The sequence below is a fragment of the Dyella sp. M7H15-1 genome, assembly GCF_004114615.1.
Classification (GTDB): Bacteria; Pseudomonadota; Gammaproteobacteria; order Xanthomonadales; family Rhodanobacteraceae; genus Dyella_B.
Genome location: NZ_CP035300.1, coordinates 650,941 through 677,893, shown reverse-complemented (window position 1 = coordinate 677,893; position 26,953 = coordinate 650,941). Strand labels below are relative to the sequence as shown.

At 57.9% G+C, this 26,953-nt stretch carries 20 protein-coding genes; 11 read left to right on the top strand and 9 right to left on the bottom strand.

What is annotated here, in order from left to right:
* The first annotated feature begins 162 nt into the window (after positions 1-162).
* From EO087_RS03375 to EO087_RS03360, 4 genes are all read left to right on the top strand, one after another.
* Complete coding sequence (locus EO087_RS03375; RefSeq protein ID WP_128897642.1) at positions 163-2,067, top strand: hypothetical protein; 1,905 nt, start codon at positions 163-165, stop codon at positions 2,065-2,067.
* Between the two features lie 291 nt (positions 2,068-2,358).
* Positions 2,359-2,790, top strand: coding sequence for an ESPR domain-containing protein (locus tag EO087_RS03370; RefSeq protein WP_128897641.1), 432 nt, complete (start codon positions 2,359-2,361; stop codon positions 2,788-2,790).
* A gap of 13 nt (positions 2,791-2,803) precedes the next feature.
* A complete protein-coding gene (locus EO087_RS16105) occupies positions 2,804-3,424 on the top strand; it encodes a hypothetical protein (protein ID WP_164931753.1) in 621 nt (206 codons plus the stop codon).
* Between the two features lie 99 nt (positions 3,425-3,523).
* A complete protein-coding gene (locus EO087_RS03360; RefSeq protein ID WP_164931751.1) occupies positions 3,524-4,921 on the top strand; it encodes an autotransporter outer membrane beta-barrel domain-containing protein in 1,398 nt (465 codons plus the stop codon).
* 28 nt (positions 4,922-4,949) lie between these two features.
* Here EO087_RS03360 and EO087_RS03355 read toward each other — a convergent pair whose 3' ends face one another.
* The 3 genes from EO087_RS03355 to EO087_RS03345 are packed head-to-tail and all read right to left on the bottom strand — an operon-like array spanning position 4,950 to position 7,177.
* Complete coding sequence (locus EO087_RS03355) at positions 4,950-5,792, bottom strand: sulfotransferase (RefSeq protein WP_205744426.1); 843 nt, start codon at positions 5,790-5,792, stop codon at positions 4,950-4,952.
* Between the two features lie 46 nt (positions 5,793-5,838).
* On the bottom strand, positions 5,839-6,672 hold the full coding sequence (locus tag EO087_RS03350; RefSeq protein WP_205744425.1) for a hypothetical protein: 834 nt from the start codon (positions 6,670-6,672) through the stop codon (positions 5,839-5,841).
* A gap of 40 nt (positions 6,673-6,712) precedes the next feature.
* Positions 6,713-7,177 carry a DUF4019 domain-containing protein gene (locus EO087_RS03345; RefSeq protein ID WP_128897638.1) on the bottom strand — a complete coding sequence of 155 codons (465 nt, stop codon included), beginning with the start codon at positions 7,175-7,177 and terminating at the stop codon, positions 6,713-6,715.
* A gap of 270 nt (positions 7,178-7,447) precedes the next feature.
* Between EO087_RS03345 and EO087_RS03340 the strand changes: the two genes are divergently transcribed.
* The 5 genes from EO087_RS03340 (at position 7,448) to mfd (ending at position 16,081) form a co-directional block, all read left to right on the top strand.
* Positions 7,448-9,562, top strand: coding sequence for an AsmA family protein (locus tag EO087_RS03340; protein ID WP_128897637.1), 2,115 nt, complete (start codon positions 7,448-7,450; stop codon positions 9,560-9,562).
* 133 nt (positions 9,563-9,695) lie between these two features.
* Positions 9,696-10,622 carry a DMT family transporter gene (locus EO087_RS03335; protein ID WP_128897636.1) on the top strand — a complete coding sequence of 309 codons (927 nt, stop codon included), beginning with the start codon at positions 9,696-9,698 and terminating at the stop codon, positions 10,620-10,622.
* 79 nt (positions 10,623-10,701) lie between these two features.
* A complete protein-coding gene (rlmJ, locus tag EO087_RS03330) occupies positions 10,702-11,640 on the top strand; it encodes a 23S rRNA (adenine(2030)-N(6))-methyltransferase RlmJ (RefSeq protein WP_128897635.1) in 939 nt (312 codons plus the stop codon).
* A gap of 101 nt (positions 11,641-11,741) precedes the next feature.
* Entirely contained in the window at positions 11,742-12,347 is a 606-nt protein-coding gene (locus EO087_RS03325) for a GNAT family N-acetyltransferase (RefSeq protein ID WP_128897634.1), read from the top strand.
* A gap of 281 nt (positions 12,348-12,628) precedes the next feature.
* Positions 12,629-16,081: a transcription-repair coupling factor gene (mfd, locus tag EO087_RS03320; RefSeq protein WP_128897633.1), complete on the top strand. Its 3,453-nt coding sequence runs from the start codon at positions 12,629-12,631 to the stop codon at positions 16,079-16,081.
* Between the two features lie 237 nt (positions 16,082-16,318).
* On the opposite strand, the gene EO087_RS03315 is transcribed toward mfd, so the two are convergent.
* Entirely contained in the window at positions 16,319-18,952 is a 2,634-nt protein-coding gene (locus EO087_RS03315; RefSeq protein WP_128897632.1) for a choice-of-anchor tandem repeat GloVer-containing protein, read from the bottom strand.
* Positions 18,953-19,456: 504 nt separating this feature from the next.
* On the opposite strand from EO087_RS03315, the gene EO087_RS03310 reads away from it, so the two are divergent.
* Positions 19,457-20,232, top strand: a protein-coding gene (locus EO087_RS03310; protein WP_240669003.1) for an IS5 family transposase whose coding sequence is annotated in 2 segments (ribosomal slippage) — positions 19,457-19,826 and positions 19,826-20,232 — 777 coding nt in all. Because the reading frame shifts where the segments join, the coding sequence is not laid out codon by codon here.
* Positions 20,233-20,241: 9 nt separating this feature from the next.
* Here the strand turns inward: EO087_RS03310 and egtD are convergent.
* Together egtD and egtB are read right to left on the bottom strand one after the other, a co-directional pair.
* Positions 20,242-21,213, bottom strand: a complete 972-nt coding sequence (gene egtD / locus EO087_RS03305) for an L-histidine N(alpha)-methyltransferase (RefSeq protein WP_128897631.1) — start codon at positions 21,211-21,213, stop codon at positions 20,242-20,244.
* Complete coding sequence (gene egtB / locus EO087_RS03300) at positions 21,210-22,466, bottom strand: ergothioneine biosynthesis protein EgtB (RefSeq protein ID WP_128897630.1); 1,257 nt, start codon at positions 22,464-22,466, stop codon at positions 21,210-21,212. The genes egtD and egtB overlap by 4 nt, the downstream gene beginning before the upstream one ends.
* Positions 22,467-22,750: 284 nt before the next feature.
* Here egtB and EO087_RS03295 point away from each other — a divergent pair.
* A protein-coding gene (locus EO087_RS03295; protein ID WP_240669116.1) for an IS5 family transposase occupies positions 22,751-23,526 on the top strand; the annotation gives its coding sequence in 2 pieces (ribosomal slippage) (positions 22,751-23,120 and positions 23,120-23,526; 777 coding nt in all).
* Positions 23,527-23,655: 129 nt separating this feature from the next.
* On the opposite strand, the gene EO087_RS03290 is transcribed toward EO087_RS03295, so the two are convergent.
* The 3 genes from EO087_RS03290 to EO087_RS03280 all read right to left on the bottom strand — a co-directional run bounded on the left by EO087_RS03290 (position 23,656) and on the right by EO087_RS03280 (position 26,829).
* Positions 23,656-24,054, bottom strand: coding sequence for a hypothetical protein (locus tag EO087_RS03290; RefSeq protein ID WP_128897628.1), 399 nt, complete (start codon positions 24,052-24,054; stop codon positions 23,656-23,658).
* Between the two features lie 64 nt (positions 24,055-24,118).
* Positions 24,119-26,305 (bottom strand): bifunctional 23S rRNA (guanine(2069)-N(7))-methyltransferase RlmK/23S rRNA (guanine(2445)-N(2))-methyltransferase RlmL, encoded by a 2,187-nt coding sequence (gene rlmKL, locus EO087_RS03285; RefSeq protein WP_128897627.1) that lies wholly within the window; start codon positions 26,303-26,305, stop codon positions 24,119-24,121.
* Positions 26,302-26,829 carry an alpha/beta fold hydrolase gene (locus tag EO087_RS03280; protein ID WP_128897626.1) on the bottom strand — a complete coding sequence of 176 codons (528 nt, stop codon included), beginning with the start codon at positions 26,827-26,829 and terminating at the stop codon, positions 26,302-26,304. The genes rlmKL and EO087_RS03280 overlap by 4 nt, the downstream gene beginning before the upstream one ends.
* Positions 26,830-26,953: the final 124 nt, after the last annotated feature.

Below are 26,953 nucleotides of genomic sequence, written 5' to 3'. Positions count from 1 at the left end.
TAGATACGTGCGCCGACCGAAAATTATTGGCTGAAAAGATTTCCTTTAACCATGATGGACTGTCAGACAACATTGTAATGCCCTATCCCACTGCCTATGTCTAGCCAATCCATCACTTCTCATCATCCCGTCACTTCTCATCATCATTTTTAAAATATAATCATGGAAATTCGCACAAGTAATCATTATATTCCATCCATTTCAGCTTTGAATGAGACGCATGAACACGACCTAAAATATGCCGGAGATCTCATTTATGAGATATTTAAAAGTCCAGGTCATGCCTTTATCGAATTCAGCCATCCTGAAGATATCAAAAATGTAATGGAGAACATCCTCACATCAAGCGATGGTTCAGAGATCCATTTTCATCTCGATGGACATCGTTATTGTTTGTGGGAAAGTAATGGAGATGTGTATGTTAGTCATGCGAAAGGAGAGGATGCGCAGGGTAAAGTGCCGCTTGTTGGACATTTTGTTGGAAATTTTAATATTCAAGAATTAAGAGAGTCCATCTCAACCAACAAACTCATATCATACTATGTCTTGAATAAAAATGATGATCCAGTCTTCGAAAACAAAGAGACATTAACGTCATCGAATGATGATCCATCTGACATCCAACAGGCAACCCCTACGCGACAAACGACGGATTGCACGCCAACGCAAGAAACCGTAGAAAAAAAAGAATTAACCTTACACAATGTGTGGTGCGAAAACAAAAACCAATCAACGCCGGCGCACAAATTGACGACCGATACCATGTTGATGGATAGGCTAAATACTTGGGCACCTCCCTTTGATGGGCAATTGTCGGAGAAAGATTTCACCACTATGAAACAAAAACATTTTCTCCTTCACGGATTTCTTAGCAAAGACGGGGCGGATATCTATACAGCGATAGACTTTGCCGCATATGCCACGGATGAAAATTGTGAAACATACGCGTCACTCATCAATCCTAATATTGATAGGGTCCTTTCACTTCCCCGACCCTCACAAGCCGAAGTAAATAAGGTTATACGCGAGAAGTTCGCTCATCATGGCATCAAAAAATGGACAGATGAACAGTTAAATGATTCCATCAACGCGTGCATGCATTCTTCTTTGCGTGAGAACGGAACAACGGCTTTTATCCTTGCAAAGGAGCTCATGCATCGCCGTGAAAATTTTGCGAAAAGTCTTCCTGACTATCCTAAGATGCGTTCTCTAAAATTTTCCAAGGACATTACTCCGCAGCATTTCAAGTCTACAGATATAAGCTTTCACACTACACAAAATGGTAAACAAATCAACCCGGAAAAGTTAGAAATTTTTGGATACTGCTTGCTAGGCGCTATCAATGCCATGAAAAGCCCGACGCAGCCAACGATTCGCATCAATATTCATAATGACCGCATGAAGGAAAGTGCTTTTACATCACGAATAGGTAACGTTATTCAAATAAATGTAAGCGCAACCCAATTTGCCCAGGGAATGGGATCTATTATAGGCATGGTGGCACATGAATTGGGTGTTCATTCATTATCTTACTCATTAAGTGACGATGAGAAAAAAGCGGAAGAAAAAATATTAGAACCTATAAACAATCACAAAGCCACTATTGCAGGTGATGATTTTAAAATCCAACGCATAGCTGGGAAGAAGCAGCAACCTGATCATCTAATCATTGCTCTTGATGCATTTCATATGTTGGGCGGAAGCCCTGAGACAATCGCCGCTATTCCACGTGGTCAGATGTATAGAACTGCAGTCATAGGCATGATTAACGGGCTCGAAGCCAGTCCATCATTGACTAGAAAGGAGAAAGACAAAGCCATCAAGGAGACACTTGCTACGTATTGTCTCGATGTAGCTAGAATTGTAACTACCAACGATATGCCTAGCATGTCGGGCATTTGGAATATACAAAAAAACGGAATTAGCGTCGCCATGAAAGCCTATGAATTGATGAAAAAGATGTTCTCTGACGATCTTCATAATGTAGAAATAACCAGGACAGAAATGACTGAATATGCAATGAAACTTTTGGGCAGCATGGCGAAAGATACTTTCATGGGGAAATAATCAGTCATTTGAACTGCGTGATCGCCAAGATTGACGCCCAGATCCGAATACAGGGGATACAACGCGCGCCCGAGGCTGTTTGCGCGAAAAGTGATTGATGCCTCGTGCGACATCGGTCAGGATAGCGCCAACGTACGGGCCAACTTGGCAAGTTGTGCACGTGCATTGGTGAATGTTATATGCGCAAGAGCATCGCCCATAAGGGTTTTCATCGGCGGCATTCAGCCGCCCGTTTGATGCCGCGATCGCATCCCGCTCCTGCGGCACGGCGCATGACAGGGGAAACATCGCATGAACCGTGTCTATCGACTCGTGTGGAATCGGTCGCTGGCTATCGTGCAAGTGGCCTCCGAACTCACCCACGCGGGAGGTTCGTCTTCCGCCATCTGTGCAACGCGCACACCTCGCCGCCATCCGCTTGCCTTGGCGATCGCCGTCTTGACATTGGCGTGTGCGAGCGCGCCTGCATGGAGTCAAACCTGCACGTCGACCAATTCATCCGGATGTGGCGCACCAGGTGGTGTGGGCGGGCATACCGGCCGCAACAACGATGGTGGTTCGGGCAATGGCACGGGCGGCGATGCGACCGTGTTCAATCCCAACAGCTCCGAGAGCCCTGGGAGCACGGCGGGCAACGGTAACGGTGGCGCCGGCGCAGACGGCGTCTTTAGATGTCGGCGCCGTGGGCGCGACCGGATCAAGCGGCGTCAACACTTCCGTTAGCGGCGGTGCCGGCGTGTTCATCAACAATGGCAATTCAGCACCGGTCGTCGGGTTGACCACGATGATCGTCGGCGGCACGGGTGGCGTCGGCGGCGATGCGACTGCCGCTACCGACCCCGGTGCCGGTGTGCTGGCATGGGGCGGGGTCGTCGTCGTCACCGACGGGGCGATTGACGGCGGCAGCACCAGCGTGCAGGCCGATTCAGTGCTGTTTTCCGGTGGCGGCAACGAGCTGGTGCTCGAACCGGGCGCCACCTTTATCGGCCATATCGTGAGCACCAGCGGCGACACCAACGACGGCGACTTGCTGGTGCTGGCCGGCAGCACCAACGCTTCACTCAATGCCGGATTGATCCAGGGTTTCGCCTACAACATCAAAACCGGTAGCGACAACTGGACGCTGACCGGCACGGGCAACGCCGGCATCGATTGGACTATCCAGCAAGGTGAGTTGACCGGCGCCAGCAATGCTTTCGATGGCGACCTGACGTTCGTTAGCAATGGCCTCGGCACGCCATCGCGTGGATTTCGATCAGACCACCACGGGCACTTATGCCGGCGTGATCGGTGGCGACGGGGAGGTGATCAAGGCCGGTACGGGCACGCTGACCCTCAGCGGCAGCAACACCTATAGCGGTAGCACGCTGATCAGCGCAGGTACGCTGCAAGGCGATTCGACAAGTCTGCAGGCAATCACGGAAACAATACCCCCGGCGCATCCATCGAAGGCGCGGTGGATGTGCAAAACCGTGGCACGCTGCGCGGTCACGGCACCATCGTGGGCGACGTCACCAGCGACGGCATCGTGTGGTCCGGCGGGTCGATGGGCACGCTGACCATCCGGGGCAATTACACCCAGAGCGCAGATGGCACACTGCAACTGGACGTCACGCCGACGCAGTTCTCGATGCTGAAGGTCAGCGGCCATGCGAGCCTCGCCGGTACACTCGATCTGATCTTCGCGCCTGGCACCTACGCCACCAGCAAGTTCCCCCTGGTGCAGGCTGGGTCGCTCAGCGGCACGTTCAGCACGGTCACCGGTACCGTGCCGGGATCGCTCGACTCTCAAATCAACTACAGCGCGACCGCGGCCGAACTGGTCCTGATGCAGGAATCAGGGACGCAAGGATCAGCGACGCGGGGATGGGTGATACCGCTCGACAGCAGTCTGTTCGGCAACCTGATGCGCAGCATCAATCTTGCCGGTCAGCAGGATATGGGTTCGGTGCTCGACGTTGCGCTGATGTCGCACGATGTGCAATGCAAGGCCGACCATGCGCCGGCCATGCAAAATGTCAGCAGCGCGTGCGGTAACGGCGCATGGGTGCAATATACCGGTTCCAATATATCGCTCGACGGCGCCAACGGATTGAACAGCACGACCTTCGGCTTGCTGGGCGGCGCCGACTATGCCGTCAGCGATCTCGTCCACGTCGGCTTGCAGGCGGGCGTGGGACAGGTCAACGGTAGCGACAAGCTGGGCGGCAATGGTCGTGCAGACAACGTGCATGGCGGCCTCTACGCCTATGCCGATGCGGGCCCGACAGTGCTGTCGGCCGTCGTCGACACGATGCACAGCGATTACCACTTCAATCGCATTACTGGCATCGGCACGGCCACTTCCGCGCCAGGCGGCCATATGCTCTCCGCCGCCTTGCAAGCGGCCTGGCCTGTGCAGCTTGCGCAGTGGCAGCTCACACCGAAGGTAGGCGTGCTGTATCAGCAGCAGACGCTGGACGGTTTCGGTGAAGCACTGAATAGCACGAACCCAGAAGCATCAAGCTTTCCGGTCGATGGAACACGCAGCCGCTATACCACCCTGCAACCCTATGCGGTCATGGCCCTCGAACATAGCTTTGTGGCACACGGCGTGACCTACGTACCCGAAGTAAACCTGGGTTACCGTTACGACACGCACAATGCGGTGACACCGATCGTGCAGGTCACCGCCCAGGATGGCACCCTGTTCGATCTGCCGAGCGCGGCACAAGGGCGGGGCATGGGCATGGCCAGCGCGCGCATCACGACGCAAGCCAGTGCATCCTGGAGCCTGTATGCCGATTATCAAGGATTCTTCGGCAGCCGCTTGCACGACAACGCGCTGAGCGTTGGATTCACCAAGCGCTTTTGAGGATGCCAACTCAATAAATCAAAGCCGCCTAAACAATCCGCACACCACGCACATTGTTTTCCGGATGCTTCCAGAAACTGTCGTTTTCAAAGCGCCGAACCAGATCCGGCGGAACGATGGACGTACGCTGTACCGGCTCGACACGTTTGCGCACGTCGTGCAGCCCGGGTGTCCCGGCGCGTAGATCAAACTCGCGTGCGTTGTAGTGCACGTTGTCGAAATCGTGCTGGAAGTGCGACTCGCCGATGAAATCGTAAATCGCCGCCAGCACCTTTGCCGGCTCACGCGCTAGCGTGTCGTACTGAACCAGCATCAACCGCTCGGTGTCTTCGCCAAAAAAGGCTTCCTTCAAGGCGTCGTAAGCGTAGCCCACCATGCCGTCGACGCCAGCCAGGCCATTGGCACGCGAATACACCGTGCCACCGGCGGTGTAGCTGAAGATGCTCGATGGGCTAAAAGCATTCTTGCGCACCAGCCGTTCAATGCTGTCGATGGTCCAATGGATATCACGCACGCAGGCAATGATGCGACTGTGCGGCATCAGTTGCTTGAGCGCCGGCAGCCGCGTGGTCCAGGAACGGTGGGTGTCGAAAATCACTTCGGCGTCGGTTTCCGGCCTATAGTAATTCTCGAACAGACCGCTCAGCAGGCTCTGACGCTGGGCATCACTGATGAACACGGCCGACTCGTTACGCTGACTCATCTCCACCAGCATCGTTCCGAACAAACCGCCGAGCGGGCCGCTCATGCTGGCGTGGAAGCGTGGATTCTGCCGAAGCAACGCCGTCAGAAGCGTCGAACCGGAACGCGGCAAGCCGGAAATGAAATGGATCTTGCATGGCATCTGCAACCTCAGAATGGTTTTTGTCATCAGCCAGAAAAATACATACCAGGCAGTAGTGCGCTTGAATGTTCAATCAAACCGATGTTGTCTCTCCGCCTTGCTCCGACGCTTCGCCCGTCGACTGCAAAGGCCCATTCCGCAAGCGAATACTTTCCGCCAGATTGCCCTGGAACAGATGCTGCCCGAGATGTCCCAGGTTGGAGTGCATATCGGCATGCACTATGCCACCTATATCCCGCCAGCGACGGCAGAAGGCGTAGTCTTCGGAGAGATAGCGGCGCGTGTCCGGATCGACCATGCAATCGAAGAATAGCCAGTAATATGGTTGTTCCGGGTTGTTGCGTGGTCCGTCCGGAACGTAATTCAGCTCCGGATAGCGCTGCATCAGCTTGGTGAAGACGTGGCGTTTGATCGCCATGAAACCAGTCGGCGCTTCCGCGACCTCGACAAAGCCGTCGTCCTTCATGTACTTCTGCAGCGGCGCCGCACCATGACCTACCGCGTTGAAAGGGTAGTCCGTGTAGAGCGTGTTGAAGGCTTCCTGCGTGGTACCCGCTGGCACGCCCTGCGCAGGCCAGTTGAAGCGTTTGAGGGGGTAGATCCCCGCAGCCACGTCGTAATCGGAGAGTAGCAGGCGGATGGCGGCCGAGGGCTGGAACGCCAGGTCCGCATCGATCCAGAACAAGTGCGTGTATTCCGGATGCATCAGGAAGAATTTGACGATCTCGTTCCTGCCGCGGGTCACCAGGCTTTCCGCGCGCATGTTCAACGAAGACCTTAGACCCAAACGCATGGATTCATGGGTCAGATTGAACATACTGGTGACGTAGTGCATGGACACCGCCGAGACGTAACAAGGCGTCGCCCACAGTACGTTCATGGACTGCAATGCTGACTCGTCAAGCATGGGCTTTCCTTTCAGTGCTTACCCTGGCGAAACGATCCCATCACCGCAAGGAGTAGCCGGTAACGCGCCATACGTGATCATTGTCCAGGTGAAAGGAAACCAGCTCGCGCACCGGCTGCTTCTCATTGGCAAAGCGTGTGGCAAAGACCACGTTGGCGAACAGTCCCGGGGGCAGCTTCCTGCCATCGGACTGGTTGTAGGTCAGCGAGGCTAGCTTGCGTGCTTCGAGTACGCCCACGGTTTTGCGGTCAGCCTCCACGCCCTTCACAAAGGCATCGCGGGTGATGATCTGCTTGGTAACCGACGAAGCGCCATCCCATATCTGGGCAACCTGATGCTGATCGACCATGTGGGCAATCTGTAACGCTGCCTGCTCCATTTGCTGATTCTGGCGCTGCTCTTCCGGTGTGAGCGGGTGCGCCGGCGCTGTCGATGTGGGGGATTGTGCGTAACCCATGAAGGAGACCGTCATCAGCGCAACTAGCAAAAGACGTTTCTTGAACATGGGCCACCTATCTTGTAGGGGATGCAGCGGCGTCAATCGCCGCGCGTTTCAACATTTACCACCACGCTCGGTTGGACGCAAGGCATATGGCTGTATGACAATCTGCCAGCGAGTTGCTGACAATCATGCTGCAGACATTCAAGGTAACCGCAGAACATGTCACTCATGGCCTGCGCGTAAATGTCGACCTCTATCATCGCCCATATCGTAGTAATGTTGACGGCATGCCGACTGCTCGACAGCCGGTCAGGTAGCGAGAGACCGGGAGTGATGAAGCGCAGCCATAAAATACTGACCTGGGTCGCAGGCGTGCTGCTGGTGTTGGTGACGGCGCTGATCCTGGTGATGGCGTTGTTCGACTGGAATCGGCTTAAACCCGCCATTAATGAACAAGTGAGTTCAGCCATAGGTCGTCCGTTTGTGATCCAGGGCGACCTGACAGCGGTCTGGCAGCGTGAACCATCTGCAAGCGGATGGCGTGGATGGATGCCCTGGCCCACGTTTACGGCACGTGATATCCGCATCGGCAATCCGTCATGGACCAAACAGCCGCAATTCGCACAGCTTGATGCCTTGATGATTCGCGTCTCGCCACTGCCGTTGCTGTTGCACCACGTGTATGTGTCGTCGATACAACTGGTGAATCCGCAGCTCGATCTTGAACGCGATGATCATGGGCAGGCCAATTGGCTGTTCACCCTGCCCCAAAGCTCGACGCCATCGAGCTGGCGCGTTGATATCGGCGCTATCGGTTTCGACAAGGGGCAGATCACACTCGATGACACCGCCCACCGGCTGCACCTGCAAGTGACGATCACGCCATTGCAGCAAGCCATTCTGTACGATCAGATCGTGGCGCAAGCCACTACGGACGCACGTGCGGATATGGGTCACGATGTCGGCAAAGTCGTGAACGCGGACAAGACCAAACCCAATACCTCGCCCAATGCCCACAGCACCCGCTATCAGTTCGCGTGGACGGTGAATGGGCATTACCAAGGCACGCCGGTGACTGGCGCCGGCAAGAGCGGTGCGGTGCTTGCGTTGCAGCAAACCGACCAGCCCTTCCCCATGCAGGCGCGTGTGCATATTGGCGACAGCAAGATCGCCTTGGTGGGCACCTTTACCGATCCGCTGCACCTGGGTGCACTGGACCTGCGCCTGTGGTTTGCCGGCACCAGCATGGCGAAGCTGTATCCGATTATTGGCATTGCACTGCCCGAAACGCCGCCCTATGCAACAGAGGGCCACCTTTCGGCCGAACTGCACGCCCATGGCAGCCATTTCGCCTATCGCGATTTCCGCGGGCGTGTCGGCGGCAGCGACCTGGGCGGCAATGTGCAAGTGATGACCGGTGGTGATCGTCCCAAGCTCACGGGCGATGTGCATTCACAACAACTGCGCTTTGTCGACCTTGCACCGTTGATCGGCGCCGATAGCCAGGCGCAGAAACAGCAGCGTGGCGATACCACCCTGCAACCTACCGACAAGGTGCTGCCGATCGAACCTTTCCGCACTGATCGCCTACGCACTCTGGATGCGGATGTCACTTTCTCCGCGGCACACATCGAACACCCCGTTTCCGTGCCGCTGGACGTACTCGACACACATGTGGTTCTGGACAACGGCCTGCTGCAACTCGATCCGCTGCATATGGGTGTGGCCGGCGGCACGATCGACAGCCACATCCACGTCGATGGTGGTGCGCAACCGCTGCGGGTGGCAGCCGATCTGCGCGCCCGCCATTTGCAACTCAAACAGTTGTTCCCGACCTTCCAGCCGATGAGCACCAGCTTCGGTGAAATCAACGGCGATGCCACACTCACTGCCCACGGCAATTCCATTGCCGCCTTGATGGGTGATGCAAACGGCGAATTGAAGCTGCTGATGAACGATGGCGCAATCAGCAAGACCTTGCTCGAAACAGCAGGTTTGAATGTCGCCAACGTAGTGATCGGCAAGTTGTTCGGCGACAAGACCGTGCAGATCAATTGTGCTGCGGCCGATCTCGCCGGCACCGACGGCCTGTTCACCAGCCGCCTGTTCGTGTTCGATACCAGCGACGCAACCATCTATGTCGATGGCACCATCAACTTCGCCAGCGAGCAACTGGATCTGAATGTCACGCCACACACCAAGGGCATGCGCATCTTCTCGCTGCGCTCGCCGCTTTATGTAAAAGGCACCATGAAGCATCCGGATGTCGGCGTGCACGCTGGGCCGCTGTTGTTGCGTGGCGGCGGCGCCGTGGCGCTAGGTGTACTAGCGCCACCCGCAGCACTGCTGGCACTGACAGCGCCGAGCCATAACGACCATGCGAATACCTGCCAACGGGTATTGACGGATCTTCGCCATGCCAAGCCGCCGGCAGGGGTTAAGAAGTAAACCGCAAACGTGACTTACATCCCTTGCCCGTCGACCCGGCCTACGCCGGGACGACGGGCAACAAGGCGATGCGCCATTACCTATCCGCATTCGCCAGCTAGAATGGCCGCCGTCCCCCTTGATCCGCATCCTCATGCAGTCCGTCAACAAAGCCCGCCTGCAAATCCATTTTTGCGTGCTGCTCTGGGGCGTCACCGCCATCCTTGGCAAACTGATCACCCTGCCCGCCCTGTCGCTGGTGTGGTGGCGCATGTTGCTGGTGACCGGCGCCCTGCTGTTGCTGCCGCGCGTGTGGCGCGGTTTGCGTGCCATGACGGTGCGTCTGCGACTGGCCTATGCCTGCATCGGCGTGCTGGTGTCGCTGCACTGGTTGACTTTCTATGCCGCTATCAAACTCGCCAATGCCTCGGTGGGTGCAACGTGTATGGCATTAGGGCCGGCGTTCCTTGCGTTCGTCGAGCCATGGCTGACACGCCGCCGCTTCGATCTGCGCGAAGTTTTGATGGCTATTGCCGTGGTTCCGGGCGTGGCCATGGTGGCAGGTGGCGTGCCGAGCCATATGCGCTTGGGTATTGCGGTTGGCGTGCTATCGGCTTTGTTCGTAGCGCTGTTCGGTTCGCTCAACAAGCGCCTGGTGGAACACGGCGAGCCATTGACCGTAACCTGCATCGAACTGGGTACAGGCGCCATCTTTCTTAGCTTGCTGGCACCGCTGTTGCCGCATGCCGGACCCGCCTACCCACTACCGGATACGCACGATGCCCTGCTGCTGATCCTGCTCGCATTCGGCTGCACCCTGTTGCCGTTCAGCCTGGCACTGGTGGCATTGCGCCATGTCAGCGCCTTTGCCATGCAGATGATCACCAACCTGGAGCCAGTCTACGCGATCGTGCTGGCCATGCTGTTGCTGGGCGAACAACGCCAGCTCGATGGCTGGTTCTACGCAGGCGTGGTGGTGATTCTGGCGGCGGTGTTTGCGTATCCACTGCTGCATCGTAAGGATGAGGTAGCCATCCAGCCGGAATTGCTAGGTACAGCCGAGAGCCACCATCTCGATTGATGCTACCCCATTCGTTGGGTTACCCAACGAAGCTATAACATTCAGCGTTGCCTTAAGCCCCCAATTTGCCACGACCGCCATGAATTATCGCCACGCCTATCACGCAGGCAATTTCGCCGACGTCCTCAAGCACAGCGTGCTGTTTGCGCTGATCCAGGCGTTGCAGGCAAAAGAAACACCTTTTGCACTGATCGACACGCATGCCGGCAGCGGTTGCTATGCACTGGATAACGAAGAGGCCGACAAGACCGGCGAATACCGCGATGGCATCGCGCGTTTGTTGTTTCCGGACCTGCGACACGGCGACACGCCCCAGCAAACCTTGCCGCCGCTGCTTCGCCATTGGCTCGATGCCATCCTTGTGCTGCCCGGCAACGAACACGGCCTGAAGCTTTATCCAGGTTCGCCCTTGCAAGCCGCCCGGGCCATGCGCGACATCGATAGTGCTTATCTGTGCGAATTGCACCCCGAAGAAACCCGCTTGCTGCGCGAACTGTTCCACCACGATCATCGCGTGCATGTGCATAACCGCAACGGTTATGAAGCACTGAAAGCTTTGTTGCCACCGAAGGAAAAACGCGGATTGGTGCTGATCGATCCACCTTACGAAGCGCAGGAAACGGAATACCGCCTGATCGAAGCCGCATTGAAAGCTGCCTTGCAACGCTGGCCCACCGGCATCTACGCGATCTGGTATCCGATCAAGCTGCGCAGCCAGGTACAACCGTTCCTGCGCGGGTTGCAGCACTGTGGAGCCAGACGTGTCTTGCGCGCGGAATTGCTGGTGCATTCGGATGATTCGCCGCTGCGCTTGAACGGATCAGGCATGGTCATCCTCAATGCGCCGTGGAATCTCGATCAGGGGCTGCGCGAACCCTTGCAGGCGATGGCCCGTCTGCTGTCGCAGGAACGCGCAGCCAAATGGCGGCTGGATTGGCTGGTGCAGGACGGCGAAGCGGCTGACGCAGCCCATTCCATGCAGAAGAATCGGCTATCGCCATCAAAGCGAGGCCGTTAATCTCGAGCGATAGACGCTGCCCTGACAGGCAGTACCAGACTGAATCATTCCGATTCATTCATGCTGCAGCGCAAACAATACGCTAAAGTATGGGCATATTTATGACCCCTGCTCGCGATTTTGGATCCCACTCTCGACACGCCCTGCCGCCACCGCGCAGCAGCAAGCGTTTCGCCTATCCCCGCATCATCACCACACCCAAGGGCGAGGTGGTGCATACCGCCGATGGCCGCGAACTGGTGATGCGTGCTATCGAACCGGACGACGTCGCTGCCGTGCAGCGCTGCTTCAAGCGCCTGTCGCCACAGGACGTGCGCCGCCGCTTCATGCATGCGATGGCGGAACTGCCGATCTCGATGGCGCAGCGCCTGTGCGAGATCGACCCGGAGCTGGAAGCCGCCTATGTACTGATGGACGAAACGGTAAAGCCCGTCGAGCTGCGTGGTGTAGGTCGCATCTTTGTCGACATGGTCGCCAACAGCGCCGAATTCTCGGTACTGGTGGAACGCGAATGGACGCGTGTCGGCCTTGGCGCAAGGCTGATGCGGCAACTAGTCGACGAATGCCGTCGTCGCGGCCTCGATGAATTGTGGGGCTATGTGCTGATGGAAAACCGCCCGATGCTTGACCTGTGCCGTGAATGGGGTTTTGTCGCCCAAAGGGTGCCAGGCGAACCGGGTACCGCACAGATCAGCTTGAAGCTATGAACTCTGTCCCTCTCCCCTGTGGGAGAGGGCTAGGGTGAGGGGTGGGGCTTGCGGAAAGCTCAACCTATGCGAGCACGTTTTGCTCTTCGAATCATCCATAGAGCAACCAAACATTGCGCGAGGTTGACCCCTCACCCCAACCCTCTCCCCGACGGGGAGAGGGAGCTGGTCTACGACAATAGGCGGGTTATCGCAACCATGACGGCATGATGGGTCCCCCACCCCCAACGCGCTACACTTGCTGGTTCCACGTCGGCAACCCGCGCCCCGCCTAGCGCCCCATGCAAACCACCCAGATCAGTCACCCGCCTCTTCCCACCACCCCCAAGCAACGCCGCTTCTGGACCCCACCACACGGTTCGGCGCGAGCCCTGCTGATAGCCGAAGCCGCCAAATCGCACGATGGGCTGCTGGTGGTCGTCACCCGGGACACCCAGCGTGCCCATGCTCTGGAAGATGAGCTGCGGATTTTCGCAGGCTCGCTGCCGGTGCTGCATTTCCCCGACTGGGAAACCCTGCCCTACGACGTCTTCAGCCCGCATCCGGATATCGTCTCGCAACGCATCGCCACGCTGTATCAGTTGCCGGGCGTAAAGCGCGGCGTGCTGGTGGTATCGGCTGCCACCTTGATGCAACGCATTGCGCCACGCACGCACATCACCGGTTCCGGCCTGATGTTGCACAAGGGGCAAAAGCTGGATCTCGCTTCCGAACAGCGCCGGCTGGAAGCCTCCGGCTATCGCCATGTGCCGCAGGTCGCCGAACCCGGCGATTTCGCGGTGCGTGGTGCACTGATCGACATCTTCCCGATGGGTGCGCGCGAACCTTATCGCATCGAGCTGTTCGATGACGAAGTAGAATCGATCCGCAGCTTCGATCCAGAAACGCAACGCTCACAGCAGCAAGTGGAAAAAGTAGCATTGCTGCCGGCGCGCGAATTCCCCGTCAGTGACGACGCGGCCAAGGCCTTCCGCAGTTGCCTGCGCGAACGCTTCCCGATCGATGTGCGCCGCTGCCCGCTCTATCAGGATATGAAGGAAGGTGTGACGCCGGGCGGCATCGAGTATTACCTGCCGCTGTTCTTCGACAAGACCGCCACGCTGTTCGATTACCTCGCCGATGATGCACTGTTCGTGCTGGGTGAAGGTACCGGCGAAGCGTCGGAACAGTTTTGGGCGCAGACGGCCGAACGCTACGACCAGCGCACACACGATATCGAGCGCCCGGCGCTGCCGCCGACCGAGTTGTATCTGTCGCCTGAGCAATGGCGCGAACAGCTCAACAAGCGCTTACGCGTGGAAATGGTCGACAGCAGCCACGAACACGCCATCGCAGCGGGCACGCAGCCGGCGCCGGACGTACCGCTCAATCGCAAGGGCGAAGAACCAGGTGCCTCGCTGCGGCACTTCATCGAGCATTATCCGGGCCGCGTACTGATTGCCGCCGACTCGGCGGGACGTCGCGAGGCGTTGCTGGAACAACTGGCCGCTACCGGCCTGCGCCCGCAGAACGTCGATCATTGGCAAGCCTTCCTCGCCGATACCCGTCCGCTCACCATCACCATCGCGCCGCTGGAACAAGGCTTCGCCCTGACCCAACCAGCGATGACGGTACTGACTGAACGCGAATTGTTCGGCGAACGCGTGCGCACCGAGCGCAAGCGTCGACGCAGCGCGACGCGCGATCCGGACACCATTATCCGCGATCTGACGGAACTCTCGATCGGCTCGCCGATCGTGCACGTCGATCACGGTGTGGGCCGCTACCAGGGCCTGGTATCGATGGAACTGGGTGGTATGGCCGGCGAGTTCCTGACCATTGAATACGCCAAGGGCGACAAGCTCTACGTGCCAGTAGCCCAACTCGGCCTGGTCAGTCGCTACTCTGGCACCGCACCGGAGCTGGCACCGTTGCATTCGCTGGGTGGCGATGCGTGGGAACGCGCACGTAAGAAAGCCGCCGAGAAAGTGCGCGACGTCGCCGCCGAGTTGTTGGCGATCTACGCACAACGCGAGGCACGCGGCGGCGAGTCGCTGCCGATCGATCGCCAACTGGTAGAAGAATTCGGCGGCAGTTTCCCGTTCGAGGAAACCCCGGATCAGTTGCACGCTATTGATGCCGTGCTCGGCGATCTAGCCGCGCCGCGTGCGATGGATCGCGTGATCTGCGGCGACGTTGGCTTCGGCAAGACCGAAGTCGCGTTGCGCGCCGCCTTTGCCGCTGCCACGGCAGGCAAACAGGTGGCGGTACTGGTACCCACCACCCTGCTCGCCCAGCAGCACTACCGCAATTTCGCCGACCGCTTCGCCGATTGGCCGGTGCGTGTGGATGTGCTATCCCGTTTCCGCTCCACCAAAGAAGTGAACGAAGCACTCAAGCGCCTGTCCAACGGACACATCGACGTGATCGTGGGCACGCACAAGCTATTGCAGCCGGACATCAAGTTCAAACAGCTTGGCCTGGTGATCGTGGATGAAGAGCAGCGTTTCGGCGTGCGTCAGAAAGAACAACTCAAGAAACTGCGCGCCGAGGTCGATCTGCTGACCATGACCGCCACGCCGATTCCGCGCACGCTCAACATGGCAATGAGCGGCCTGCGCGATCTTTCGCTGATCACCACGCCACCGGCGCACCGCATGGCGGTACGCACGTTCATTTCCACCTGGGAACCAGCACTGATCCGCGAAGCCTTCCAGCGCGAGCTGCAACGCGGTGGCCAGGTGTATGTGCTGCACAACGAAGTGGAAAGCATCGAGCGCACCGCGCGCGAAGTGCAGGAGCTGATCCCCGATGCACGCATCGGGATCGCCCATGGCCAGATGCCGGAACGCGAGCTGGAACAGGTGATGGCCGACTTCCATCGCCAGCGTTTCAACGTGCTGGTGTGCACCACGATTATCGAAACCGGCATCGACATTCCAACCGCCAACACCATCATCATCAACCGTGCCGATCGTTTCGGCCTGGCACAGTTACACCAGCTACGCGGCCGCGTGGGTCGTTCGCACCATCGTGCTTATGCGTACCTGATCGTGCCCGATCGCAAGAGCATCACGGCCGACGCGGAAAAACGACTGGAAGCGCTGGCCTCGCTGGAAGAACTGGGCGCCGGCTTTACGCTGGCCACGCACGACCTGGAAATTCGCGGTGCCGGTGAATTGCTCGGTGATGAGCAGTCTGGCCAGATCCAGGAAATCGGCTTCGGTCTTTATACGGAACTGCTGGAACGCGCCGTGCGCGCACTCAAATCCGGCAAGGTGCCCGATTTCGACCTGAGCAGCGAGCATGAAACCGAAGTGGAACTGCATCTGCCTGCGCTGATTCCCGATGATTACCTGCCTGACGTGCATACACGCCTGACCTTGTACAAGCGTATTGCCAGCGCCCGCGACGAGGAGTCACTGCGCGAATTGCAGGTGGAAATGATCGACCGCTTCGGCCTGCTGCCAAATGCAGTCAAGCAACTGTTTGCCGTGGCCAGCCTCAAACTGATGGCAACCCCGCTGGGCATCCGCAAGCTCGACGTCGGCGCCAACGGCGGACGCGTCACCTTCCGCGACAAGCCGGATGTCGATCCGATGGCAATCATTCGCCTGATTCAGAACTATCCACGTGTTTACAAGCTGGACGGAAAGGACAAGTTGAAGGTGAATCTGGAGTTGCCAGGGGCCAGCGAGCGGATTCGCGCGGCGGAAGAAATTTTAGGCAAACTTGGTGCACGCAAGGCCGCATAACCACTTAAGGTACCCCGCGATCTATCTATCGGCCTCCTCCAAGGGCAACCTAACTCGGAACTTAAACGTCATTTCAATGTGCCGTCATCCCAGCGAAAGCTGGGATGACGAGCATGGAATCCCCGGTGTTCGTTCGGCCTTTAAGTTCGGAGCATTGTCCCTCGCTCCGGGTGGAGGAGGGATGCCTCGTCAGTCGTGCGCCCAACCGGGTAAGGCAACGCCTTAGCTCAAATGACCTCAGGGTGTGATCTTAAAAACCGTGCCGTCGTTGTAGGTGCCACCATAAACTGTCGTGCCATACAGATTGCCAATCCCGTCCTGGATGAGTGCTCCTGCATAGGGATTGCCGCCATCGTTCCCACCCGTAAACGCATAGAGCACATTTTCCGTGTACCCACCAAAGCCATTGGGAGTGAGTTTGAAAACCGTGCCTTGGCCGTAGGCGCCACCAAAGACGGTCGTGCTATATAGATTGCCGCTCGCGTCCTGGATGAGTCCCGCTATGGGGGCGCTTCCATCGCTGCCTCCCGTAAACGCATAGAGCACGCTTTCCGTGTACCCTCCCGAGCCATTGGGCGCGAGTTCGAAAACCGTGCCGGCGTTACTAGCACCACCTTGGTATGTGGTGCCATAGAGATTGCTGCTCGCAACAATACCTCCGACGAGTCCCGCTATGGGGCCGCTTCCATCGGCCCCTCCCTTAAACGCATAGAGCACGTTTTCCGTGTACCCTCCCAAACCATCAGGAGCGAGTCTGAAAACCGTACCGTCATCGCTAGCACCACCGTAGTATGTGGTGCCATCTAGATTACCGCTCGCGTCTTGGATGAGCTGCCCATAGGGATTGCGGCCATCGCTCCCTCCCGTAAACGTATAGATCACGCTTTCCGTGTACCCTCCTCCCGAGCCATTGGGAGCGAGTTTGAAAACCGTACCGAAACCACTGGCACCACCGAAGTATGTGGTGCCGTAGAGATTGCCCTGTTCGTCTTGAAACAATCCGACACTGGGTTCGGAGCCATCATTCCCCCCTTGGAACTGATAGAGCACGGTTTCCGTGTAACCGCTACATCCCCCCGCACCATTGCTTTGGCAGACGAGTTCAAACACCGTGCCGTCGTTGTTGTTGTCACCGCCGCCACTGGTCGTGCCATACAGATTGCCGCTCCCGTCCCGGATCAGTCCAGCAGCAGGCAGGGCGCCATCCCCTGCTGCCGTCCCTTGGAACTGATAGAGCACGGTTTCCGTGTAAGCGCTACATCCTCCCACGCCATTGCTTTGGCAGACGAGTTCAAACACCGTGCCGTCGTTGCTGTCACCGCCGCCAGCAGTCGTGCCATACAGATTGCCGCTCGCGCCTCGGATCAGTCCGCCATAAGGGTTGGCGCCATCGTTGGGGGCGCCCTTAAACGCATAGAGCACCTGCTCGAGGGGCGTGGGCATCACATACGTGTACGTCACCGCGTTGGTGGTGACTGATGCATTGGACACCGTCACGGCATAGCTACCGGCCGGCTCCGCCGGCGGGACGAAGCTGATCTGGGTGCCGTTGTTGCTCACGCTGAAGTTGGTGACCGACGTGCTGCTGCTACCCAGGGTCACGTTCACGCTGGTCGCCCCGACAAAGCCATCGCCGGTCAGGGTGACGGCGGGGAGATTGCTGGTATTGGCTGCGCCACTGTTGGGACTGATGCTGGTGATTTCAAACGGTGCGGCGATAAACCCTTCCGTCACCCCGTTGGCGAGCGTGCCGGTCCCGCTGATATCGCCGTTGCTGTCGATCGCGTAAGCGGTGGTCAAGACACCGCCGTTGAGCTGGCTCGCGGGCATCAGCGTGTTAAGGTCCGTCATCGCGCCGTTCTGGTACACAAACGCATGCTGCGCATTCGGGTTGCTGGTACTCCAGGAGCTGGCGCCGACAATCTGGTTGGCATTGTTGATCGCATACGCGGTACTGGATACCGTCGCGGCCTGGCCGGCGAGCGTATACAAATCCTGTCGCTGGGCGGCGCCATACGGCGATACGGTGAGAAACGCGTGCGATCCCTGCAAACCCTTCAAGGCACTGACGCCCACCACCGCACCGCTGTCGTTGACGCCGTACGCCACCGCCACACTGCCGCTGCCCAAGGCGCCTAAATCCTGCATATTCGCCGCGGCATACGGGGCGGAGGTCAGAAACGCGTGCGCGGCCGGGGTTTTCGTACCGCCGGCCAGGCTGGTACCCACCACTTGTCCACTGCTATTGATGCCAAAGGCCGATGCTTGGCTCAGTAATCCGGAGGGGCCATTGAGGGTGCCGAGGTCTTGCATGGTGCCGGGGGTGTACGGTGCGCTGATCAAAAACGGATGCACATTGGTGCCGGTCGAACTCGAGCCGATCACTTGTCCTTGGCTATTGATGGCAAAGCCGGCACTGAGATTGCACGGCTGACTGTTGTTCAACGTGCCTATGTCCACCATTTGGCTGGTATAGACAAACGCATGCGTGATCGTGCACGAAGACTTGCGTGACACCGCGACGGATAACGTGCGCGTGCCCACCGCGGTGCTGGCGCTGTTGATCCCCGCCGCCACGCTGGAGAGCGTGCCCGACAAGGGCGTCAGTTCGAGCGGTGCGGGGGCGCCATTGTTGAACAGGAACGCGGCATACGTGCCGGAGGCGTTGCGCAGACTGCCGATGGCTTGGACGGCGTTGTTCACGCCAGCAGCCGAACCGGCGCTGGTGCCGGTCAGATTCGGAATCCAGGTTAAGGTGTAGGGCACTGGCGGGGTGGATTGGGCCAGCGCGAGCGGCGCTACGCCCAGACACAACGCATTCATCACACACAGCGCGAGCCAGCGCGGTTGAACCAAAGCATGACGTTTCATAAACCGTACCCTCCCACGGGTAAACTTGCGATGGTATTGGTGACAACATCACCCCCCGAGCCGATTCGGGGGCTCGTTATAGGTGGTTGGATGGCCGATCGTTCGTGGCGCGATGCACGCCACATGACGGTGGCCGCCCCTTACGACACACCGCTTTCTTCAGGTGAAGCCTTGTCACTGCTCCATGCAAGAAACGCTCATTCACAACAGCCTAGCGTCGGTGGAACACGATGCTTGTGCTTGTGCTTGCGATCGTGCTCGGGCTCGCGCTGAGGGATAGTTATTGACCGGGGTAGCTCCCGGTCTGGCATGGGGCGATGCAATTTAGGTTGTATTTCTTACTGCATGCCAGGCAAACATAGCGTTAAGCCTTGATGGAATATTTATTAATTTCATGAGCGGGCTTATCGGGTATCTGTGACTCGCAAAGCAAGATCAATGATTAGAGCCTGTCGTCATGAGGTGTTGAAATATGGTTAACTACCCGCCATGGAATCTTGCTGGATGGAATCCTCTGTGACTGCGGCCTATCGACGCCATGACATCTCCGATGAAAAATGGGGTTTGCTTGAACCCCATTTGCCGGGTCAAGCGGGCCGATGGGGGCGTGTAGCCAAAGATAATCGGCAATTCATCAACGCAGTGTTCTGGATACTTCGCACCGGAGCGCCGTGGCGAGATTTACCACCCGAGTACGGCGATTGGAAGAATACCCATCGGCGCTTTTGTCGCTGGCGCGATAACGGCACATGGGAAGGTCTGTTGGAACGTGTGATGGATGAGCCGGACTTTGAGTGGCTGATGATCGATGCCAGTCACTGCAAGGTTCATCCTCATGCAGCGGGAGCTCGTGGCGGCAATCAGGGCATAGGTCTCACAAAAGGGGGCGCAACACCAAGATACATTTGGCCGTGGATGCGCATGGTATGCCAGTCCGAATTCTTGTTACAGAGGGTACCCGGGCAGATTGTTCGCAGGCTGCGGAACTGATCAAAGACATTCCTGCTGAGCATCTCATGGCCGACAAAGGTTATGACAGTGATGCCATTGTTGAGCAGGCTCATGAGCAAGGCATGCAGGCGCATATTCCGCCACGTAAAAACCGAAAAGAGCCGCGCGACTACGACACGTACCTGTATCGTCATCGCCACCTGGTTGAGAATGCGTTTTTGTACCTGAAACAGTGGCGTGGTGTGGCGACACGCTACGCGAAGAATCTGTCCTCTTTCCTTGCCGCTGTGCAAATTCGCTGCCTCGTCATGTGGCTCAGAATCTTATGACGACATGCTCTAGTTCGCACGAGCGAGGTACTGCAGACTGAACATCTGGTCTGGATCAAACCAGACATGCTGCACCACTAGCCCGGCGGTGGCTGCCAGCGCAGCAAAATCCTCCAGCGAATACTTGTAACTGTATTCCACCAGCATCGCCTCATCTTCGCGGAACAAGACCTGCAAACGTCCCACGCACACACGCTGTTCGTGACGACTGAGAATATGTGTTTCGATGCGGCCAGCCATCGCGTTGTAATGCGCGCGGTGACAGAATCCACCCAGTTCGAAATTGCAACCCAGCTCGCGATTGAGGCGCGCCAGCATGTTGAGCGTGAATTGCGCGGTGACACCCGCGCGATCGTTGTAGGCAGCTTCGATAATAGCCTTGTCTTTTTTCAGGTCCACACCGATCAGGATGCCACCATTGTCACCCATCTCGCCGCGCATCTTGCGCAGCAATTGCGCGGCTTCGCGATCATCAAAGTTGCCGATGGTGGAACCGGGGAAATACACCACCGTGCGACGCGGAACACGCGGCGAAACCGGCAACCTTAACGATCGGGTGAAATCCACGGTCAATGGCTGAATGGGAAGTTCGGGAAAATGTTGCTCCATACGTTGCATGCTCAGCCGCAATGGCGCCGACGAAAGCTCGATCGGCACCCACGCTACCGGCGTGGCGAGATGCTCCAGCAGCAATCGTGTCTTGATCGCATGGCCGCTGCCGTATTCGACCAGGCGCACATCCGGGCCAAGCACTTTGGCAATCTCGCCAGCGTGCGCGCCAAGCAATGCGATTTCGGCGCGTGTCAGGTAGTACTCGGGCTGTTCGCAGATTTGTTCGAACAGGGCCGAACCTTGTTCATCGTAGAACAGCCAGGATGGCAAACGTTTGGGTTGTGAACGCAGGCCACGTTGTATGACTTGCAGCAGAAGGTTATCGGGTGGGCGTTGTTCGTCACGTACAGCATAAGCTTGAACATTCATCGGTCCTGTCCCAATCGAATGCCCGAGAACTGCCAACGGGCATGGGGCGGAAAAAAGTTGCGGTAACTGGCCCGGATGTGATTCTGAGGCGTTGCACACGAGCCACCGCGCAGCACCCATTGCCCGTTCATGAACTTGCCGTTGTATTCACCGAGCGCACCCGGCAGGGGTTTGAAACCTGGGTAGCTCACATAGGGAGATGCCGTCCACTCCCATACATCGCCATACATTTGCAGCAAGCCGTCACCGTGCGGTGCGGCGATGGGGTGAAAGTGCTGGTTTTCCTGAAAATTGCCGATTGCCTGCACATTTGCCGCGGCGTTTTCCCATTCGGCCTCGGTAGGTAAGCGTGCACCGGTCCAGCGTGCGAATGCATCCGCCTCGAAGTAGCTGATGTGGCATACCGGCGCCTGCGGATCCAGCGCACGGATACCTGACAGCGTGAACTCGCTGGAAAGATCCTCCTGCCAGTATAGCGGCCGTTGCCAGCCTTCACGCTGCACGGTGGCCCAGCCGTCGGACAACCACAGGCCAGCCTTGCGATAACCGCCTTCACGCACAAATGCAAGGTATTCGCTATTGGTCACCAGGCGGTTGGCGAGCGCATGCGCAGATAGCCAGGTGCGATGACGTGGTGTTTCGTTGTCATACGCAAAGCCATCGCTTTGGCGATGCCCGATCTCGACCGGACCTTCCCTGCCCTGCAGGAAGCGCATCGGCAGGGATGCGTGGCTGACTTGCTCATGTGCCTGTTTCCGATAAACCGGATGCAGGGCGTTACACGAGAATGCATGCTTGATATCGGTAAGCAGCAATTCCTGGTGTTGCTGCTCGTGATGCAGGCCCAGTTCGATACGTGCAGCCAAGGTGTCATCGATACCGTGCACCAACAACTCACCCACTGCTTCGTCGATGCGTGCGCGGTAATGGCGAACTTCATCCAACGTGGGTCGAGACAGCACGCCACGTTGCGGACGTGCATGCATCGGCCCTACCGATTCGTAGTAGGAGTTAAGCAGGTAATACCAAGCGGGATTCGGCGAGCGATAGGTGGGATCGTGTCCCAGCACGAACTGCTCGAAGAACCAGGTGGTGTGCGCCAGATGCCATTTGCCGGGACTGGCATCGGGCATCGACTGCACCATTAGGTCTTCCGCCGTCAGCCCGGCACAGAGCGCCTGCGTCTGCCGACGAATACGCACGAAGCGCGCAAGGTGATTTTCCGTGCGTACTACCCACGTTGAAGCATTCATGACACAGCTACGAATCGAGCGGGAAGATGGCGGTACATCTTGTGGAGCATGAACAAGCAAACGATCATAGGTCTTCACCATGCCGCAAGCATCGTTCATATTATGTAATAGGCAGATGGCAAGAATGTGGCTGTTGCGATCCAAGGCCAAGTACACAGTACGACCACTCAGCAGCCGGGCAAGAGTCCTTGATCGATTTGCTCTCTTCCTGCATCCCTGAGACTAGAGCCTGTCGTCATGAGGTGTTGAAATATGGTTAACTACCCGCCATCGAATCTTGCTGGATGGAATCCTCTGTGACTGCGGCCTATCGACGCCATGACATCTCCGATGAAAAATGGAGTTTGCTTGAACCCCATTTGCCGGGTCAAGCGGGCCGATGGGGGCGTGTAGCCAAAGATAATCGGCAATTCATCAACGCAGTGTTCTGGATACTTCGCACCGGAGCGCCGTGGCGAGATTTACCACCCGAGTACGGCGATTGGAAGAATACCCATCGGCGCTTTTGTCGCTGGCGCGATAACGGCACATGGGAAGGTCTGTTGGAACGTGTGATGGATGAGCCGGACTTTGAGTGGCTGATGATCGATGCCAGCCACTGCAAGGTTCATCCTCATGCAGCGGGAGCTCGTGGCGGCAATCAGGGCATAGGTCTCACAAAAGGGGGCGCAACACCAAGATACATTTGGCCGTGGATGCGCATGGTATGCCAGTCCGAATTCTTGTTACAGAGGGTACCCGGGCAGATTGTTCGCAGGCTGCGGAACTGATCAAAGACATTCCTGCTGAGCATCTCATGGCCGACAAAGGTTATGACAGTGATGCCATTGTTGAGCAGGCTCATGAGCAAGGCATGCAGGCGCATATTCCGCCACGTAAAAACCGAAAAGAGCCGCGCGACTACGACACGTACCTGTATCGTCATCGCCACCTGGTTGAGAATGCGTTTTTGTACCTGAAACAGTGGCGTGGTGTGGCGACACGCTACGCGAAGAATCTGCCCTCTTTCCTTGCCGCTGTGCAAATTCGCTGCCTCGTCATGTGGCTCATAATCTTATGACGACATGCTCTAGCTTCGCGTCGTAAGTGGAAGCGGGATCAGGATGTCACGCACCGTTGATCAAGTGCATAAAGAAAAGAGCCCAGCACAGGCCGGGCTCTTTTCTTTATGCACTTGCGACTAGCCGACTCAGTAAGCCGGACCGATGTAACGGGTCTGGTAGGGATCCGAGGTCACCACCGTGGTGGTCACGACCGGCGGCGGCGCGGTCTGGTAGACCACGGTGCCCGGGGCGTAGACCACGCCGGGCGGCGGCGCGTAATACACCGGCGGACCCGCCACGGCGCCGGCCACCAGGCCAGCCACGGCACCGCCAACGATGGCGCCAGCAATCCAGCGACCTCCACTCCAGTAACCGCCACGGTAGCAACAGCCACCGTGATAATAACCACCATGGTGATAATAACCACCGTGCCAACCCGGACCAGGACCATACCTGCCGTGGGCGGATACACCGACCGGCAAAGCTACGGCCGTGGCAAGAGCCAGGCCGATCGCAACGAACTTGCCGACACTACGTTTGAACATGACACACCTCCGTCAACATGAAGGTTATGGTTGTTCTCGCGCGCTTAATCTGTACTGAAGGATTTCATTTCTTTACACGGGCGCCTTCCCAGGGATTTAGCTGGCCCTCAGCTGCCTTTAATCGCAGAAACCAGCAGTCGTGGATGTTCGCTCGGCGCGAGAAATCGAACGGGATACTGCCAGTGCCCCAGTTCTCGATGGTGAACCGTTCTTCCAGTGCGGCGCGATCAAGTTCAAAGCGACGGAAGTTGTTGGAAAACACGATGACACCATCACTGGTGAGGCGATCAGCGCAAGCCAGCAACAGTTTCACGTGGTCGCGCTGTACGTCGAAATCATCGGCACGCTTGGAATTGGAGAACGTGGGCGGATCGACATAGATCAGGCCATAGCGCTCTCGCGAGTGCTTGAGAAAGCTCGCCGCATCCGCTTGCACCAATCGATGCTTGTCGCCCGTGAAACCATTCAGCGCAAGATTGCGCGACGCCCACTCAAGATAGGTGCCGGACAGGTCGACGCTGGTGGTATCGCGCGCGCCGCCTGCCGCCGCGTAAACGCTGGCGGTAGCGGTATAGGCAAACAGGTTGAGGAAGTGTTTGCCGACGGCCAGCTCGCGCAATTTTGCACGTACTAAGCGATGATCGAGGAACAGGCCGGTATCCAGGTAATCGTGGAGATTCACCAGGAACTTCAAACCACCCTCTTCCACTTCGATGCATTCACCACGTTGGTCGAACTGGCCGTACTTGGAGCCACCCTTGCCGCGCTCGCGCGTTTTCAGCGCAATGCGCGCGCGTGGCGTATTGAATGCTTCACCGACCACCCGCGCAATCTCACGCACACGCGTGCGCGCCCGTTCAGGCGACACGCTGGCAGGCGCACGATATTCCTGGATATGCAAATGCGTGGCGCCGGAGGTGTCGGTATAGACGTCAATGGCTGCCGCATACTCAGGTAGATCCTGATCATAGGCACGCCAGGCGTGGATGCCTTCGCGTTCCAGCCGCTTGCGCAGATGGCGGACATTCTTGTCCAGCCGGTTCTTCAACATTTCCGCGCCAGGCGATAGCGGCGACTTTTCGCGCGGTGATTCAGCACGCGGGTGCAACTCGAAAATCAGCAATACGGTTTCGAGCGCGCCGTTGTAGAGCGCGTATTTCTTCTCGGGGCGCAGAGTGGTAGCGCGACCCAACTCCACATCGCCGGCAAGAATAACCGCACGCCAGCAGGTAAAGCGATCACGCAGGATTTCACCCAGCATGCGATACAGCTTGGGCATGCTTTCGCGATCACCCAGGCGCTCGCCATACGGAGGATTGGTGATTACCAATCCGCTTGCCACACCCGGCGGTGGGGCGACGTGCTGCACATCATGACGATCCAGCGTAAAGAACCCTGCAACACCCGCTTCCTGCGCATTGCGCTTGGCAGTCTGCACCATGCGTGGATCGGCATCCGAACCGAAGAAGCAGGCGCGTAAGGTCGGCAAACCGGCTTCGGCGCGCTTGCGTGCTTCATCGAGCAGGCTGCGCCAGAGCAGAATATTGTGCTGCTTCCAGCCGAGGAAGCCGTAATAAGTGCGACGCAAACCCGGCGCTACGTCAGCCACCATCAGCGCGCCTTCGATTAATAAGGTGCCCGATCCGCACATCGGATCGAGCAAGGCGCCGCCCTGCGCGTAGATGTCTGGCCAGCCCGCGCGCAACAACATCGCCGCGGCAAGGTTTTCCTTGAGCGGCGCCTCGCCTTGCTGTTCACGCCAGCCGCGGCGATGCAAGGGTGCACCGGCCAGATCGATCGACAGCGTGGCACGGTCACGCCGCAAGCGTAGATTGATGCGCACATCCGGCTCTTCCGTATCCACCCCCGGGCGCTCCTGCCCATGCTGCCGGAACTGATCCACCACGGCGTCCTTCACGCGCTGCGCAAGGAAGTGGCTGTGTGCGATTTTGCTCTGCGTGGTGTTGGCATCCACCGCTAATGTGGCGTGCGGCGCTAAGTGTTGCGACCAGTCAACGGACTGCACACCGGCGTAAAGCGCCTCGTCAGAGGCTGCGTCGAATTCTGCAATCGGCAACAAGATACGGCTGGCAAGCCGCGACCACAGACAAGCGCGATACGCCGTTTCCAGCGTGCCGTAAAAGCGCACCCCGGCAAGCGCTTCGTGCACGTCATTGCCGCCCATCGCGATCAATTCATCGCGCAGCAGATATTCGAGTCCCTTGGGGCAGGTCGCAAAAAAAGGGCTCAAGCGCGCTTCGCCAGCTGTTCCAGGAAAAAGCCGAATTGCCGGCTGAGTTCATCAATATGAGCGCCCAGGCGATGGTCATCATCCAGCACCAGCAGGGGCAGATAGCGACGGCGTGCGAATTCGTAGACATCGTCCAGCGGACAGACGTCGTCTTGCCAACCGTGAACGAGTAAGCTCGGCACGTCCTCATGCAAGTCAAAGGCGTAGTCGGTGCCCGGGATCATCGACGGGGTGGCCAGTAAAAACAGACCCGCCACTGGCTGCTCCAACGATGCCAGTCCCGACACGAAGGCCCCCATGCTTGATCCCACCAGCACCGGCGGCGCATCGCACGCGGCAATCCGGTCGTGCAGGCGTGTCATGCGCGGCGTGACCGAATCCGCATGGCCCAACGCATCGTCCGCCCGGTAGTCCGGGCGCTCCGTGCTCCAACCCATCGATTCGGCGACTTTCGCTAGCACGCTGACCTTGGTGGCATCCGGGCCGGCATCCGAACCGTGGGAGAGTATGACGTGCCCGGGCATGACGGCGCTCCATGTGTGCGACAACAGAGCGCGAATGATAGCCCTATTAATGCGCTTAAGGTCTGCAAGGTTTCGCGGTTGGACAATGTCACACGCTTTTGCCCGTCATCCCGACGCAGGCCGG